At 65.0% G+C, this 15,696-nt stretch carries 13 protein-coding genes; 10 read left to right on the top strand and 3 right to left on the bottom strand.

Going from position 1 to position 15,696, the window contains the following annotated elements; all coding sequences use genetic code 11:
- The first annotated feature begins 22 nt into the window (after positions 1 to 22).
- The 10 genes from X566_RS20030 (at position 23) to X566_RS19990 (ending at position 13,039) form a co-directional block, all read left to right on the top strand.
- A complete protein-coding gene (locus X566_RS20030; protein WP_034470897.1) occupies positions 23 to 613 on the top strand; it encodes an ANTAR domain-containing response regulator in 591 nt (196 codons plus the stop codon).
- Positions 610 to 1,797, top strand: coding sequence for a CmpA/NrtA family ABC transporter substrate-binding protein (locus X566_RS20025; RefSeq protein ID WP_244434845.1), 1,188 nt, complete (start codon positions 610 to 612; stop codon positions 1,795 to 1,797). The genes X566_RS20030 and X566_RS20025 overlap by 4 nt, the downstream gene beginning before the upstream one ends.
- Before the next feature lie 370 nt (positions 1,798 to 2,167).
- Positions 2,168 to 3,481 (top strand): CmpA/NrtA family ABC transporter substrate-binding protein, encoded by a 1,314-nt coding sequence (locus X566_RS20020; RefSeq protein WP_051444380.1) that lies wholly within the window; start codon positions 2,168 to 2,170, stop codon positions 3,479 to 3,481.
- Between the two features lie 54 nt (positions 3,482 to 3,535).
- Positions 3,536 to 4,435 carry a nitrate ABC transporter permease gene (gene ntrB / locus X566_RS20015; RefSeq protein WP_034470894.1) on the top strand — a complete coding sequence of 300 codons (900 nt, stop codon included), beginning with the start codon at positions 3,536 to 3,538 and terminating at the stop codon, positions 4,433 to 4,435.
- A 72-nt stretch (positions 4,436 to 4,507) separates the two neighbouring features.
- Entirely contained in the window at positions 4,508 to 5,299 is a 792-nt protein-coding gene (locus X566_RS20010) for an ABC transporter ATP-binding protein (protein ID WP_034470892.1), read from the top strand.
- A 42-nt stretch (positions 5,300 to 5,341) separates the two neighbouring features.
- Complete coding sequence (locus X566_RS20005) at positions 5,342 to 6,556, top strand: NAD(P)/FAD-dependent oxidoreductase (protein ID WP_051444379.1); 1,215 nt, start codon at positions 5,342 to 5,344, stop codon at positions 6,554 to 6,556.
- Between the two features lies 1 nt (position 6,557).
- The gene (locus tag X566_RS20000) at positions 6,558 to 8,315 is read left to right on the top strand and encodes a NirA family protein (RefSeq protein ID WP_034472562.1); all 1,758 of its coding nucleotides are present in this window, start codon (positions 6,558 to 6,560) and stop codon (positions 8,313 to 8,315) included.
- On the top strand, positions 8,312 to 9,910 hold the full coding sequence (locus X566_RS19995) for a sulfite reductase subunit alpha (RefSeq protein ID WP_034470890.1): 1,599 nt from the start codon (positions 8,312 to 8,314) through the stop codon (positions 9,908 to 9,910). Before X566_RS20000 ends, X566_RS19995 begins: the two co-directional genes overlap by 4 nt.
- Positions 9,911 to 10,134: 224 nt before the next feature.
- Positions 10,135 to 10,275: a hypothetical protein gene (locus tag X566_RS25080; protein WP_160170500.1), complete on the top strand. Its 141-nt coding sequence runs from the start codon at positions 10,135 to 10,137 to the stop codon at positions 10,273 to 10,275.
- Between the two features lie 37 nt (positions 10,276 to 10,312).
- Positions 10,313 to 13,039 (top strand): nitrate reductase, encoded by a 2,727-nt coding sequence (locus X566_RS19990; protein ID WP_034472559.1) that lies wholly within the window; start codon positions 10,313 to 10,315, stop codon positions 13,037 to 13,039.
- On the opposite strand, the gene X566_RS19985 is transcribed toward X566_RS19990, so the two are convergent.
- Genes X566_RS19985 through pxpB form a run of 3 tightly spaced genes read right to left on the bottom strand, consistent with a single transcriptional unit; the run spans position 13,029 to position 15,602 of the window.
- Positions 13,029 to 13,805: a LamB/YcsF family protein gene (locus X566_RS19985; protein ID WP_034470888.1), complete on the bottom strand. Its 777-nt coding sequence runs from the start codon at positions 13,803 to 13,805 to the stop codon at positions 13,029 to 13,031. The genes X566_RS19990 and X566_RS19985 overlap by 11 nt on opposite strands.
- Positions 13,783 to 14,880 (bottom strand): biotin-dependent carboxyltransferase family protein, encoded by a 1,098-nt coding sequence (locus tag X566_RS19980; protein WP_051444378.1) that lies wholly within the window; start codon positions 14,878 to 14,880, stop codon positions 13,783 to 13,785. Before X566_RS19980 ends, X566_RS19985 begins: the two co-directional genes overlap by 23 nt.
- Positions 14,877 to 15,602, bottom strand: coding sequence for a 5-oxoprolinase subunit PxpB (pxpB, locus tag X566_RS19975; protein WP_034470886.1), 726 nt, complete (start codon positions 15,600 to 15,602; stop codon positions 14,877 to 14,879). The genes X566_RS19980 and pxpB overlap by 4 nt, the downstream gene beginning before the upstream one ends.
- Between the last annotated feature and the right edge of the window lie 94 nt (positions 15,603 to 15,696).

Genomic DNA, 15,696 nt, shown 5'->3' with positions numbered 1-15,696 from the left:
GTTTGCCGGAGTGAGTTTGCGGATGGCTGCTGAGTCGTCGCCCAAGATTGCCATTATCGACGAAAACCCGATCCGGGCTGCGATCCTCGAAGAGGGCCTGCGCGAAGCCGGGTTTTCCGACGTCGCCCATGTGGGCGAGATGAACAACCTGCTCGCACGCATCTATGCGCTCGATCCGGACGTGATCCTGATCGATCTGGAAAACCCCTCCCGCGATATTCTGGAGCAGATGTTCCAGGTCAGCCGCGCCGTGCGGCGGCCGATCGCCATGTTCGTGGACCAGAGCGATTCCGCCTCGATCCAGGCCTCGGTGGACGCGGGCGTCTCGGCCTACATCGTCGATGGCTTCCGCAAGGAGCGGATCAAATCGATCATCGACCTGTGCATCTCGCGCTTCAATGCCTTCGCCAGGCTGCAGGACGAACTGGAGCGCACCAAGAACGCGCTCGAGGAGCGCAAGGTGATCGATCGCGCCAAGGGCATCCTGATGAAGCACAAGAGCCTGTCGGAGGACGAGGCCTATGTGCTGATGCGATCCACCGCCATGCGCGAGAAGAAGAAGATCGTCGAGATCGCGCAATCCATCATCACCGCGTCGGAGCTGCTCAAATGAGCGAACGGGCACAAGGCACGCTGATGCCGCTGCGGATCGGCTTCATTCCGCTGGTCGATGCCGCAGCGTTGCTGGTGGCCGTGGACAAGGGTTTTACCCGCGAGGAGGGGCTCGATGTCACGCTGATCCGCGAAGTGTCGTGGTCGAATGTGCGCGACAAGCTCAATCTCGGCCTGTTCGATGCTGCGCATCTGCTGGCTCCGGTGGGGATCGCCTCCAGCCTCGGGCTCGGCCATGTGAAGGTGCCGATCGTGGCCCCGTTCAATCTCGGACTGAACGGCAACGCGATCACGGTCTCGCCCGCGCTGCATGCGGCGATTATGGGCGCGGTCGAGGGTGATCCGCTCGATCCGCTGGCGACGGCGAAGGCGCTGAAGCGCGTGGTGGAGGCGCGGCGCAGGAGCGGCGCCGAGCCGCTGGTATTCGGCATGACGTTTCCGTTCTCGACCCACAATTACCAGCTCCGCTTCTGGATGGCGGCGGGCGGCGTCGATCCGGACGAGGATGTGCGGTTGGTGGTGCTGCCGCCGCCTTACATGGTGGACAGTCTCGCCAACCGCCATGTCGATGCATTCTGCGTCGGCGCGCCGTGGAATTCCGTCGCCGTCGATCTCGGTATCGGCCACATCCTGCACTTTGTCTCCGACATCCTGGCGCGGGCGGCGGAGAAAGTGCTGGCGGTACGTCAGCCATGGGCGGACAAGCATGGCGAAGCGCTAGCTGGGCTGATCCGCGCGCACCATCGCGCTGCGACCTTCATCGAGGCGCCTGAGCATCGCGCTGAAGCTGCGGCCATCCTGGCCAAGGCCGAGTACATCGGTGTGGAGGCGGGCGTCATCCAGCGCACCCTCGACGGCCGGCTGAAAGTGTCGCCGGGCGGCGAGGTTCGCAGCAGCGAGCGCTATCTGCTGGTCGGCCGGGATGGGGCGGCGCGGCCAGATCCGGTGCAGGCGGCGTGGCTCTATGCGCAGATGGTCCGTTGGGGGCAGGCGCCGCTGTCGGATCAGTCGCTCCAAGTGGCGATGGCCGTCTTCCGCCCCGATCTCTACGACGCGGCCACGGGTACCAGCCCGCCGATGCAGAACAGCGTCGCTGATGGCGTCGGAGCCTTCGCGGGCGGGCCGTTCGATCCGGCGGACATCGCCGCCCACCTCGGCTCCTTTCCGATCCGGCGTCAGGACTAATCGGCGGTCTGGACGGGTTGGTCTTGCTGACCGGAAGCCGGTGCGTTTCCGTCTGCTTAATTGTTATGCAATGCACAATTTGATGTCATTTGCTCGCGCTTGAGGCGCCGATTTCGCGCGCATGCCTTCCAGTCCTTTCCCTATGTCCTTGTATTTTAAGTGATTTGTGCGTCGCACAAAGCTGGCACGGAGCTTGAATAGACAAGAACGCCGGGCCGGTTACGGGGCCGGCAGGTCCAACGAGGGGCCATCAGCACAGCCGCTGTCCTGGGGGAGATCGCGTTTTCGCGCGCCTTCCAAGGAAGCGGCTTTTTGTTTTGGGCAGACGACCAGGCATCGCGAACACGGACACGGGTCAAAGGGATAGACGATGACGAAGATCACCAAAGATGGATGGATGGGCTCAAAGGTGAGCCGGCGATCGCTGCTGAAAAGCGGCGCGGGGACGGCGGCGCTGCTGGCGGCGGCGAAATTGAACTTTCCGGCGGGCGCGTTCGCGCAGGGCGCCGGGCCGGAGGTGAAGAAGGCGATCCTCGGCTACATCGCGCTGATGGATGCCTCGCCGCTGGTGATCGCCAAGGAGAAGGGGCTGTTCGCCAAGCATGGCGTTGGTGACGTCGAGGTCGCCAAGCAGGCCTCATGGGGCGCGACGCGCGACAACCTCGTGCTCGGCGGCGAAAAGAACGGCATCGACGGCGCGCACATCCTGACGCCGATGCCGTACCTGATTTCGACCGGCAAGGTGACGCAGAACAACGTGCCGACGCCGATGTATCTGCTGGCGCGGCTGAACCTCGACGCGCAGGCGATCTCGGTCTCCAACGAATACAAGGATTTGAAGGTCACGAGCGACGCTTCGCCCTTGAAAACCGCGTTCGCCAAGAAGAAGGCGGAAGGCAAGGAGGTGAAGGTGGCGATGACCTTCCCCGGCGGCACCCATGACTTGTGGATCCGTTACTGGATGGCCGCCGGCGGCATCGATCCCGACAAGGACGTGTCGACCATCGTCGTGCCGCCGCCGCAGATGGTGGCGAACATGAAGGTCGGCAACATGGATGCGTTCTGCGTTGGCGAGCCTTGGAACGAGCAGCTCGTCAACCAGGGGATCGGCTTCACAGCGTGCTCGACCGGTGAACTGTGGTCGAAGCATCCGGAGAAGGCGCTCGGCATCCGCGCTGAATATGCCGACAAGTATCCGAACGCGACCAAGGCGATCCTGATGGCGGTGCAGGAAGCGCAGATGTGGTGCGACAAGCCGGAGAACCGCGCGGAGATGTCCGAGATCGTCGGCCGCCGCCAGTGGTTCAACGTGCCGGTCGCCGACATCATCGGCCGCGCCAACGGCGACATCAACTACGGCAACGGGCGCATCGAGAAGGGTACGCCGCAGTTCATGAAGTTCTGGCGCGACCACGCATCGTATCCGTTCAAGAGCCACGACGCCTGGTTCGTCACCGAAGACATCCGCTGGGGCAAGTTCGAGCCGACCACCGACATCAAGGCGCTGGTCGACAAGGTCAACCGTGAGGACCTCTGGCGCGACGCTGCCAAGACGCTCGGTGTGTCCGATCTGCCCGCGTCGTCCTCACGCGGCAAGGAGACCTTCTTCGATGGCAAGGTGTTCGATCCAGAAGATCCGACTGCGTACCTGAAGTCTCTCTCGATCAAGCGCGTCGAAGTCTAATCGCCAGAGCGGGATGGTCCTGCGCCATCCCGCCTCCTTCATGCGAGGCCATCAATGACCATTGCCCTTCAGAAGACCCCCGACAGCGGCGAAGTGGCGCCGGTCGCATCGGCGACCATCGTTCCACTCGCGCCGCCCCGCACGAGCCTGTTCAGGACGCGCATCGTTCCGGCCGCAAAGGAGTGGGCGGCGACGCTGATCCCGCCGATCGTCACGGTCGCGGTGCTGCTGGTGATCTGGCAGTTGCTCTGCATGAATCCCGGCGCGACGTTGCCGTCGCCGACTCGCATCTGGACGGATGCCAAGGATTTGATCGTCGATCCGTTCTTCGTCAATGGACCCCAGGATATCGGCCTCGGCTGGCGCATCCTGACGTCGCTGCAGCGGGTCGCGGTTGGCTTCGGACTTGCCGCCGTGGTCGGCGTGCTACTTGGTGCGCTGATCGGCCAATCGATCTGGGCGATGCGCGGCCTCGATCCGATCTTCCAGGTGCTGCGCACTGTGCCGCCGCTCGCCTGGCTGCCGATCTCGCTGGCTGCGTTCCGCGACAGTCGCCCGTCGGCGATCTTCGTGATCTTTATCACCGCAATCTGGCCCATCATCATCAACACCGCGGTCGGGATCCGCAACATCCCACAGGACTATCGCAACGTTGCTTCCGTCGTGCGGCTCAATCAGCTCGAGTTCTTCTGGAAGATCATGATCCCTTCAGCCGCGCCTTACATTTTCACTGGCCTGCGGATCGGTGTCGGTCTGTCGTGGCTCGCCATCGTCGCAGCCGAAATGCTCACAGGCGGCGTCGGCATCGGCTTCTTCATCTGGGACGCGTGGAATTCCTCGCGTCTGTCCGACATCATCATCGCGCTCGTCTACATCGGCGTCGTCGGCTTCGTGCTCGACCGGATGGTCGCGTTCATCGCCAATATCGCCACCCGCGGCGCGCAGGCCAACTGAGCATGATCCGGAAAAGTGGGAACCGGTTTTCCGAAAAGATCATGCGAACAATGACGAATAAGGAACTCTGAGATGAGCTATCTCAAGATCGATCACGTTGATAAGGTCTACAGCCGCGGCACGCGCGAGACCGAAGTGCTGAAGGAGATCGTGCTGACGGTGGAGAAGGGCGAGTACGTCTCCATCATCGGCCACTCCGGCTGCGGCAAGTCCACGCTGCTCAACATCGTCGCCGGGTTGACCAACGCCACCCGTGGCGGCGTGCTGCTGGAGGGCCGCGAGGTCAACGCACCGGGGCCGGACCGAGCCGTGGTGTTCCAGAACCACTCGCTACTCCCGTGGCTGTCGTCCTATGACAACGTTCGCCTCGGCGTCGACAAGGTTTTCGGCAAAACCAAAAGCCGGGCCGAGCGGCACGACTGGGTGATGCACAACCTCGATCTCGTGCAGATGGGGCACGCGAAGGACAAGCGGCCGTCGGAGATCTCCGGCGGGATGAAGCAGCGGATCGGCATCGCCCGCGCGCTGGCGATGGAGCCGAAGGTGCTGCTGCTGGACGAGCCGTTCGGCGCGCTCGACGCGCTGACCCGCGCGCACTTGCAGGACTCGGTGATGGCGCTGCACCAGAAGCTCGGCAACACGGTGATCATGATCACTCACGACGTCGACGAAGCGGTGCTGCTGTCGGATCGCATCGTGATGATGACGAACGGTCCAAGCGCGCGGATCGGCGAGGTTTTGGACGTGCCGCTGCCGCGGCCGCGCAAGCGGCTCGAGCTTGCGACCAACGCGACGTACCTGAAGTGCCGCCAGCGGGTGCTCGAATTCCTCTACGAGCGGCATCGCTATGTCGAGGCGGCATAAGCCGCCTCGGATCGTCATCGGGAAACTGCGAGGAGAGATCGTTTGAGCGAGCCACTGGTCATCATCGGCAACGGCATGGCGGCGGCGCGGCTGGCCCAGGAGATCGCGGCGCGGGCGCTCGGCCGTTACGCGGTCGCGGTGATCGGCGACGAGCCGCGGCTGGCCTACAACCGCGTGCTGCTGTCGTCGGTGCTGGCGGGCGAGATCGCATCGCAGGATATCGAATTGCAGCCCGCGCGCTGGTGGCGCGATCGTGGTGTGACGTTGAGCTACGGTCGCGCGGCGACCTCGGTCGATCTGCAAAGCCGCCGCGTGGCGCTGGCCGATGGGCGGCAGGTGCCGTTCTCGAAGCTGGTGTTCGCCACCGGCTCACAGCCGCTGCGGCTGCCGGTGCCGGGAGCCGACCTCGTGGGCGTGCATACGTTTCGCGACAGCCGCGATGTCGACCTGTTGCTGAAGCTCGCGGCGGAACAGAAGCGCGTGGTCGTCATCGGCGGCGGATTGCTCGGGCTGGAGGCGGCCTACGGCCTTGCCAAGGCAGGTGCGCTGGTGACGTTGGTCCATCTGATGGATCGGTTGATGGAGCGGCAGCTCGATGTGCCGGCGGCGGCGCTGCTGAAGCGGCTGGTCGAGCAGAAGGGTATTGATGTCCGGCTCAACGCGAGCACCAAGGAGATCGTTGGCGCGACGAAGGTCGAACGGGTCGTGCTTGCCGACGGCACCCACATCGCCGCCGATGCGGTGATTTTCGCGGCCGGCATTCGCCCGAACGCTGCACTCGCGCAGGCGGCCGGCATCGCCACCAACCGCGGGATTGTGGTCGATGATCGTCTCGCGACCAACGTCGTGGGCGTCTATGCGCTGGGCGAGTGCGCCGAGCATCGCGGCACCTGCTATGGGCTGGTGGAGCCCGCCTACGAACAGGCGAAGGTGCTCGCCGATACGCTGACCGGCCGCGTCTCGGTCTACGAGGGCAGCGTACTGTCTACCAATCTCAAGGTGTCAGGTGTCAGCGTCTTTTCCGCGGGCGACTTCGTGGGAGCTGCCGGAACCGAGGCGATCGTGCTGAACGACCCGAGCTGTGGCACTTACAAGAAGCTGGTAATTGCCGATGGGCGGCTGACCGGAGCGATCCTGATCGGCGATACCCAGGATGCGCTCTGGTATTTGGAGCTGATCCGCAGCGGTGCGAGCGTTGCGCCGTTCCGCAGCGATCTGATGTTCGGCCGTGCGTTCGCCGAACGAAGGGCCGCCTGACATGTCCGGAGACTTCACGCCAGACCAGAAGCGCTATCTGGAAGGATTCGTCTCGGGCCTCAGCGCATCGCGCGTCGCACGCGGGAATGTGCTTGGACGTTCCGAGCCGGTCGGTCCCGACGCGATCCACCTTAAGGCGCAGGACAAGGTGGTGGCGGCCGGCGGCAAGCTCGCCGAACAGGAGAAGTTCAAGCGCGACGAACACCCGTTCGATGCCTATCCGCGTCTGGTGCAGCAGGCGCGCGACAATCAGCCGCCGAAGCCTGCGGACAATTTCCGCTGGCGTTATCACGGGCTGTTCTATGTGGCGCCCGCGCAGAATTCCTACATGTGCCGGTTGCGGATTCCGAACGGCATGTTGAAGCACTGGCAGTTCGCAGGGATAGCGGACATCGCCGAACAGTTCTGCGGGCCTTACGCGCATGTGACGACTCGCGCCAATCTGCAACTGCGCGAGATAGAGCCGAAGAACGCGACCAACGTGATCGAGGCGATCCAGGACCTCGGCCTGTGGTCGCGCGGCTCCGGCGCCGACAACATCCGTAACGTCACCGGCACGCCGACCGCGGGCATCGATCCGCAGGAGCTGCTCGATACTCGACCGCATGCGCGCGAATGGCACTTCCACATCCTCAATGACCGCTCGCTGTTCGGCCTGCCGCGCAAGTTCAACGTCGCCTATGACGGGGCCGGGCGGATCGCGGTGCTGGAAGACACTAACGACATTGCCTTCCAGGCGGTGCGCGTCCGCGACGGGCATGGGGTGGAGGCCGGCGTCTACTACCGGCTCGCGCTCGGCGGCATCACCGGACATCGCGACTTCGCCCGCGACACTGGCGTCATCCTCAAGCCCGAAGAGGCGACGCGCGTCGCCGATGCGATCGTGCGGGTGTTCATCGAGCATGGCGACCGCACCAACCGCAACAAGGCGCGGTTGAAATACGTGCTCGACGCGTGGGGCTTCGACAAGTTCCTTAAAGCTGTCGAGGAGAAACTGGGAACGGCGCTGGTCCGCGTTGCCGCTGAGGCGATCGAGCCGCGTGCGATCTTCGACAAGCTCGCGCATATCGGCGTGCATCCGCAGAAGCAGGCCGGGCTGAACTGGATCGGCATAGCACTGAATCTCGGCCGGCTATCGCCCGCCCAGATCCGCGGCCTCGCCGAGATCGCCCACACCCTGGGCGATGGCGATATCCGCCTGACGGTCTGGCAGAATCTGCTGATCTCCGGCATCAGCGACGCGAACGTCACCGCAGCTCTGGCGGCGATCGAGGCGTTGGAGCTTTCGACATCGGTGTCGCCGTTGCGCGCAGGCCTCGTCGCCTGCACCGGCGCGACCGGCTGCCGCTTCGCTGCCGCCCATACCAAGGAGGACGCCGATGCGATTGCTGCGTGGTGTGAGCAGCATGTCGCGCTCGATACGCCGGTCAACATCCACCTGACTGGTTGCCATCACTCGTGCGCGCAGCACTACATCGGCGACATCGGCCTGATCGGCGCACGCGTGCCGGTCAATGACGAGGGCGACACGGTTGACGGCTACAACATCCTGGTCGGCGGCGGCTATGGTCCGGAGGCGGCCATTGCACGCGAACTGTTCCAGAACGTGAAGGCGGACGACGCGCCACGCACGGTCGCGCACATCCTCACCGTCTATCTGCGGCAGCGGATATCGACGACGGAATCGTTTGCGGAGTTCGCCAGACGCACGGATACGAACGTGTTCCGCGACATCGCCAAGCTTGAGGCCGCCGAATGAACCAGCTAACCCCGCCGCCAAAGCTCGATCTTATTCCCGAAAGCGCGCCGTTCTCCGCGGAGCAGCGCGCCTGGCTAAACGGCTTCTTCGCCGGGATCGTCTCGCTGGACGGTGCGAGCGTCACGCCGCTGTCGGCCGATCAGGGCGCGGCGGTCATGCAGGGCGTTGCGGGCGATGGCGACGACGGCGAGGCGCCGTGGCATGACCAGACCATGCCGATCGCCGAGCGCATGGCGCTTGCGGAAGGGCGGCCGTTGCGGCGGCGGATGATGGCGGCGATGGCGCAGCAGGACTGTGGCCAGTGCGGTTACAACTGCCACGACTATTCCGAGGCGATCGCCAGCAAGGCGGAGGCGCGGCTGAACCTGTGCGTGCCGGGTGGCAAGGACACCGCCCGCATGCTGAAGACGCTGTCCGAGGAGTTGGATAAGGCGCCGCCGACGAAAACCCCCGTGGCCCCAGCATCGGCTGCGCCGGCGGGCGCGCCCGGTCGCTCGCGTGACAATCCGGCCGAGGCCACGTTCCTCTCGCGTCGGCGATTGAACAAGGAGGGCTCCGAGAAGGACACCTGGCATCTCGAGCTCGATCTTTCGGAGGCGGAGCTCGATTATGTGGTCGGAGATTCTTTCGGCGTGTTTCCGCTGAACGAGCCAAGGCTGGTCGAAAGCGTGATGGCGGCGATCGGCGCAGCCCCCGATTTCGCAATTGGCGGACGGACGCTGCGGCAGGTGCTGACCGACCAGGTGTCGTTAGCGCCGGCGCCGGACTCGCTGTTTCAACTGATCTCTTACATCACCGGCGGTGAACGGCGGCAGAAGGCGAAGGCACTGGCCTCGGGCGAAGACCCGGATGCCGACGCCGCGACCCTCGACGTGCTGGCAGCGGTGCAGAAATTCGGCGTCAAACCGGACCCGGAGGCGTTCGTCGAGGCGCTCGAGCCGTTGCAGCCGCGGCTCTACTCGATCTCATCGTCCTGCAATGCGACGCCGGGCAAGGTCTCGCTGTCGGTGGATGCGGTGCGCTACATGATCAAAGACCGCAAGCGCCTCGGTGTCGCGTCGACGTTTTTCGCCGATCGCATCAAGCCCGGCGACAAACTCAAGGTCTATGTGCAGAAGGCGCACGGCTTCGGTCTGCCGCAGGACGGCAACACGCCGATCATCATGATCGGTCCGGGCACCGGCATCGCACCGTTCCGCGCTTTCCTGCATGACCGCCAGGCGACCAAGGCGCCGGGGCGTAACTGGCTGTTCTTCGGCCATCAGCGCAGCGACTACGACTTCTTTTATGCGGACGAACTCAACGCGATGAAAGCGTCCGGTTTGTTGACGCGGCTCTCGCTTGCATGGTCGCGCGACGGCGCACAGAAGTTCTATGTGCAGGACCGCATGCGCGAGGTCGGCCGCGATCTGTGGGCGTGGCTCGCCGACGGCGCGCACATCTATGTTTGCGGCGATGCTAAGCGCATGGCCAAGGACGTCGAGCGTGCGCTGGTGGACATCGCTGCTCAGTTCGGCGCGCGATCCACCGACGAGGCGATCAGCTTCGTCGCCGACCTGAAGAAGAAGGGCCGTTACCAGCAGGATGTTTATTGAGGCGCTGATGGCAATGAGGACAGGGGTAGGGGCGACGGCAGGCGCAAGCATGAAGGCCAAGGTCCGGCAGCGAATGAACCTTGCGACCGGCGCGGCTGCCGTGAGATTTTCCTCTCTGGCGCCGGTCCGGAAGGCAAGGATTTTGTCTTTTTCTCCGGCATATTGCGGTTCCAGCGGGGAGCGCTTCTATTGGCGGCATGTCCATTGCTTCGGAAGATCAATCGATGTCCGCCCTTTCGCTGTGCCGCGCGCGTCTGGAGGCCCTGCAGAAGCGTATCGAGCGTTGGCAGACGCTGACGGCCTACTCGTCACTGTCCTTCATGGCCTTGATCCTGATCGTTACGCTGCCGCACCGCATCTTCTGAGTGCCGCGTCCTGCGCCGCCGTGCGGAGATGCTCCGCATGACGATCGCCGCATCTGCTCCTGAATCTACCGTTTCCAGTTCCATCCGGACCACCTGTCCCTATTGCGGCGTCGGCTGCGGCGTAATCGCGACACCGGATGGCAACGGCGGCGCTGCCATCGCTGGCGATCCGGATCATCCCGCCAATTTCGGACGGCTGTGCTCGAAGGGCTCTGCGCTCGGCGAGACGCTCGGCCTCGATGGCAGGCTGCTGCATCCGATGATCCGCTGCGCCAAGGGCAAGCTCGAACGGGTTGCCTGGACCGACGCGCTCGATCACGTCGCCAACCGCCTGCAGCACATCATCGCCAAGCACGGTCGCGACGCAGTTGCATTTTATCTCTCAGGACAGTTGCTGACCGAGGACTACTACGTCGCCAACAAGCTGATGAAGGGCTTCATCGGCTCGGCGAATGTGGACACCAACTCGCGGCTGTGCATGGCGTCGTCGGTCGCGGGCCATCGCCGCGCATTCGGCTCCGATACCGTGCCGGGCTGCTATGAAGACCACGATCAGGCAGACCTGATCGTGCTGGTCGGTTCCAATGCCGCCTGGTGCCATCCCGTGCTGTTCCAGCGCATGCTGAAGAACAAGCAGGAGCGTGGCGCGCGCATTGTCGTGATTGATCCGCGCCAGACCTCCACCAGTGAAGACGCTGACCTGTTCCTCGGGCTGAAGCCCGGCAGCGATACGGCCTTGTTCTGCGGCCTTCTGGTTCATCTCGCTGACAACGATGCGCTCGATCGTGACTACATCGCGCGCTTTACCCACGGCTTCGATGCGGCGCTGGCACAGGCGCGGACGATCGCGGGCAGCACCGCAGCGACGGCGCTTGCCACCGGCCTCAGCGAGCAGGACGTGACCGCGTTCTTCAACCTCGTGCGAACGACGCCGCGCGTCGTCACCGCCTATTCACAAGGAGTGAACCAGTCGGCGCAGGGCACCGACAAGGTCAACGCCATCATCAATTGCCACCTGGCGACCGGACGCATCGGCAAGATTGGTGCGGGGCCGTTCTCGTTGACCGGTCAGCCGAACGCGATGGGCGGGCGCGAGGTCGGCGGGCTCGCCAACCAGCTTGCAGCGCATATGGGGTTCAGCCAGGACGATATCGATCGCGTGCGCCGGTTCTGGAAATCTCCGCATGTCGCGCCGCGGGAGGGATTGAAGGCGGTGCAGATGTTCGAGGCGATCGGCCGTGGCGAGATCAAGGCACTGTGGGTGATGGGCACCAACCCGGCGGTGTCGCTGCCGAATGCGGACGCCGCCCGTGCCGCGCTCGCCAAGCTCGAACTGTTCGTCGCCTCGGAGAACGTGTTGTCGAACGACACCGTGAATTCTGGCGCGCATGTGCTGTTTCCAGCGCACGCCTGGGGCGAAAAGTCTGGCACAGTCACGAATTCCGAGCGGCGTATCTCGCGCCAGCGCGCATTCCTGGCGGCGCCCGGCGAGACCAAGCCCGACTGGTGGATCGTCAGCGAGATCGCCAAGCGCCTCGGTTTTGCCGAGGCGTTCGCCTTTACGTCCGCCGCCGGGATTTTCCGTGAGCATGCGGCGCTGTCGGAATTCGAGAACGAGGGCAGGCGCAGCTTCAACATCGGCGGGCTGGCGAACCTCTCGGATGCTGCGTTCGATACGCTGGCGCCGGTCGCATGGCCGATAACGCGCGATGGCGATACGCAGCAGAAGCGGCTGTTCGCCGCGGGCGGTTTCCACACTGATGACGGTCGCGCCCAGTTCGTTGCGCCGGAGGTGCCGCGACTGCAGACGCAGACATCGGCGAGCCGGCCGCTGCGGCTCAACACCGGTCGCATCCGTGACCAGTGGCATACGATGACGCGGACCGGCACCAGCCCGCGGCTCGGCCAGCATCTGCCGGAGCCGTTCGTCGAGGTGCATCCGGAGGATGCCGCTGAGGCCAGTCTGGTGCATGGGAGTTTCGCCGAGGTTACGACCGAATTCGGCGCCTGCACGCTGAAGGTCCAGATCACCGATCGGCAGCAGCGCGGCATGCTGTTCGCACCGATTCATTGGAACGACGCGCAGGCATCGCTCGCGCGGGTCGGTGCGCTCGTCGCGGCGCACGTCGATCCGGTATCTGGCCAACCGGAGGCGAAGGCAACACCCGCGGCGATCCGGCCAAAGGTTTATGCTCAGCGTGGCTTCGTGCTCGCGCGCAGACCTCTGGCGATGCCGGAGGGTGTGTGGTGGAGCCATGTGGCGGTGACCGGCGGGCATGGCTATCTGCTTGCGCACGATCTTGATTGCGAGGTCTGGCGCGGCTGGTTCGAACGCCACGCGCTGGGTAGCGACGTCGCCGTCTATGCCGATGCCGCCAACGGCTCGTATCGCGCTGCGTCGTTTGCGGGCGGGCACATCGGTCTGTGCCTGTTCATCGGCCGCGTAGGCGAAATGGTGGACTGGGAGGCGGTAAAGGTGGCGTTCGCAGCCGGAGCCGTTTCAACGGAGCAGCGGCGTCTGCTGCTGTCGGGTCGCAGCAGTGACGGGCTGGCCTCATGCGGGCCGATCGTTTGTGCCTGCTTCGGTATTGGCCGGAATACCATCACCGACGCGATCAAGGGCGGCGCCTGTTCGACGGCGGCACTCGGCGCGTCGCTGCGGGCGGGCACCAATTGCGGTTCGTGCCTTCCAGAGCTGAAGCGCCTGCTGGCGCAGACCGCGCCGGCGCCAGCGGAGATGACGCCGGAGCCGCTTATGGCCTGAGCGTCTCGTGGAACGGCTTCAGCAGGAAACCGTTCTGTTCGAGCGTGGCGCGCACTGCGCGCGCGATCAAGACGGCGCTTGGCGTGTCGCCGTGGACGCAGATAGTATCGATCGGCATCTTGATGACCTTGCCCGACGTGCTGACCACGGCCTGATCGCGCACCATGCGCAGGACCCGTTCGCCGATCACGGACGGATCGTGCAGTACCGCGCCCGGTTTGCTGCGGTTCATCAATGAGGCGTCATCCTCATAGGTGCGGTCGGCAAACACCTCGCGGGCGAGCCTGAGATTGGCCGCTTCACCGGCACGTTCGATCTCCGATAGCGGCAGCACCACCCAGATCAGCTCGCGGTCCACCGCCTTGATCGCCGTCGCGATCGCACGTGCGGTCGCAGGATCCGCGCAGGCGACGTTGGAGAGGGCGCCATGCGCCTTCACATGGGTCACGCGCATCCCCGCCAGCGCCGCGACTGCCTGCAGCGCACCGATCTGGTAGGCGACCATGGTTTCGATCTCGGATGCTGTGAGGCCGGGCACCGGTCTGCGGCCGAAACCATGCAGGTCGCGGTAGGAGGGGTGGGCGCCGATGCCGACGCCCTTGGCCTTGGCGAGCTGCGCCGTCTTCAGCATGATGTCGCTGTCGCCGGCATGAAAGCCGCAGGCGACGTTGGCGCTGGTGACGATATCCAGCATCGCCGCATCGTCGCCCATCGGCCAAGCGCCGAAGCCTTCGCCGAGATCGCTATTGAGGTCGATCGTCGCCATTGTTCTTGTCCGGGTTCGGTTTGTCCGAAGGCAGCCACGTCGCGGGATCGATGGCACTCACCGCATGTCCTGCAAGGTTGGCATCGTGCAGGGCCGCGAGGTTCGGACCGGATCGTACCGACTGCGCATGCGCTGGCAACGACCGCAGCATCGCGGCATAGCGCCGCGCTTCCGCATGCGCCTGCTCCATGCTGATCGCCGCGAAGCGGACCGTCTCGCCGGGACGGCGCTGTGCCAGCAGTGCAAGGTCCGGACGGATTACGGTGGCGATCTTCGGATAGCCACCGGTGGTGCCACGATCGCGCATCAGCACGATCGGCTGGCCATTGCCGGGAACCTGGATGCTGCCATCCACGGTGCCGTCGGAGACGATGTTGTGGCCGTGGCTGTGGGCGATGCGTGACCCTTCGAGACGGTAGCCCATGCGATCGGAGGCGGACGCGACGCGCCATTCGCCGTCGAGGAGCGGCTGGAGTGAGTCACTGAACTCGTCATCCTGTGGCCCAGCGACGATGCGGATGCTGACGCGTTCGGGGCGTTCGAGAACCAGACGATGCTCGTCTCGCGGCGTGGCTTCGTGGACGTTGAGGTCGTCGCCGGCTTGCAGCATGCGCGGATACGGGCTGCCGATGCCGATGCGCGCGGTGACGCTGAAACTGCCGAACACTGGCTCGCCGCCAATGCCGCCTTCGATGGCGAGGACGCTGAACACGCCTTCCCGTGCGGGACCGAGCGTCAGTTGCTCGCCGTCGGCGAGGGTGATGCTTTGGTTGTGCGGAATCGGTCGTCCGCCGGATTGCATTGCGCGCGTGGCACCGGACACCGCGACCCGCACCGCGCCGCCGCGCACTGCGAATGTGGCAGCGAACGGGCCGATCTCGATCGCAGCCGTGGTGATGGCATTGCCGACCAGCGCGTTGGCGATGGCGAGGGCCATCTGATCCATCGCGCCGCTGGTGGTCAGGCCATAACGCTGCGCGCCGAAGCGGCCGGCATCCTGCACCGACGTCAACGGCCCGGTCGCGATCACAACGAGTCTGGCCTTCGCCGGAGCGATCGCGGGCGGGACAGTCATAGGCTGATCAGCTCCGCGACCGGCTCACCGGCTTCGGCGGCGCGATCGAGTGCGTCCCATTCGCGCGCATCGATGGCGTGGAACGTAACTGCGTCGCCGGGCTCGACCAGAAACACCGGGTCGCGGCGCGGATGATAGGTGCGGACCGGCGTGCGGCCGAGCAGATGCCAGCCGCTTGGGCCGGCAAGGCATTGGATGCCTGCCTGCACGCCGCCGATGGAGATCGTGCCCGATGGGGTCATAGTGCGCGGGTCGTCGCGGCGCGGGGTGGCGAGCTGCGGATCGAGACCGGCGAGATAGGCGAAGCCTGGCATGAAGCCGAGCATGGCGACATAGTAATGTCCATTGGTGTGGCGGCGTACGATCTCGTCGGCTGAGACGCTATGGCGGGCGGCGACGGCCTCGAGATCGATGCCGAATTCGCCGCCATAGACAACGGGTACGCGCCAGCGCCGGCGCGGCACCACCTGCGCCGTGGTCTGCTGGGCCAGCGCGAGCAGAAGGTCGCCGAGTTCCACATAACCGAGCTGCAGCGGGTCGTAATGCACCAGCAGCGAGCGGTAGGTCGGCACGGTCTCGACCAGCCCCGCGATCGCCGCTTCCGCCACAGCCCGATCGAGGCTCAGGACGCGCCCGTTGACCGCCTCGTCGACCTGATTGCCGAACTCGACCACGAGGGCTGCGTCGCCGCAGGGCAGGATGCGGGGGTAGGTAGGGGCCATGGTCCGCGGCGCTTGCAAGTTGCAGGATGTGGCAGGAACGCCACCGCAATACTAATACCATCGATCGCATTGACGAAGCGGAACGGAGCCCGCA

This window comes from Afipia sp. P52-10 (assembly GCF_000516555.1).
Classification (GTDB): domain Bacteria; phylum Pseudomonadota; class Alphaproteobacteria; order Rhizobiales; family Xanthobacteraceae; genus P52-10.
This window is presented reverse-complemented; position numbering and strand designations above follow the sequence as displayed.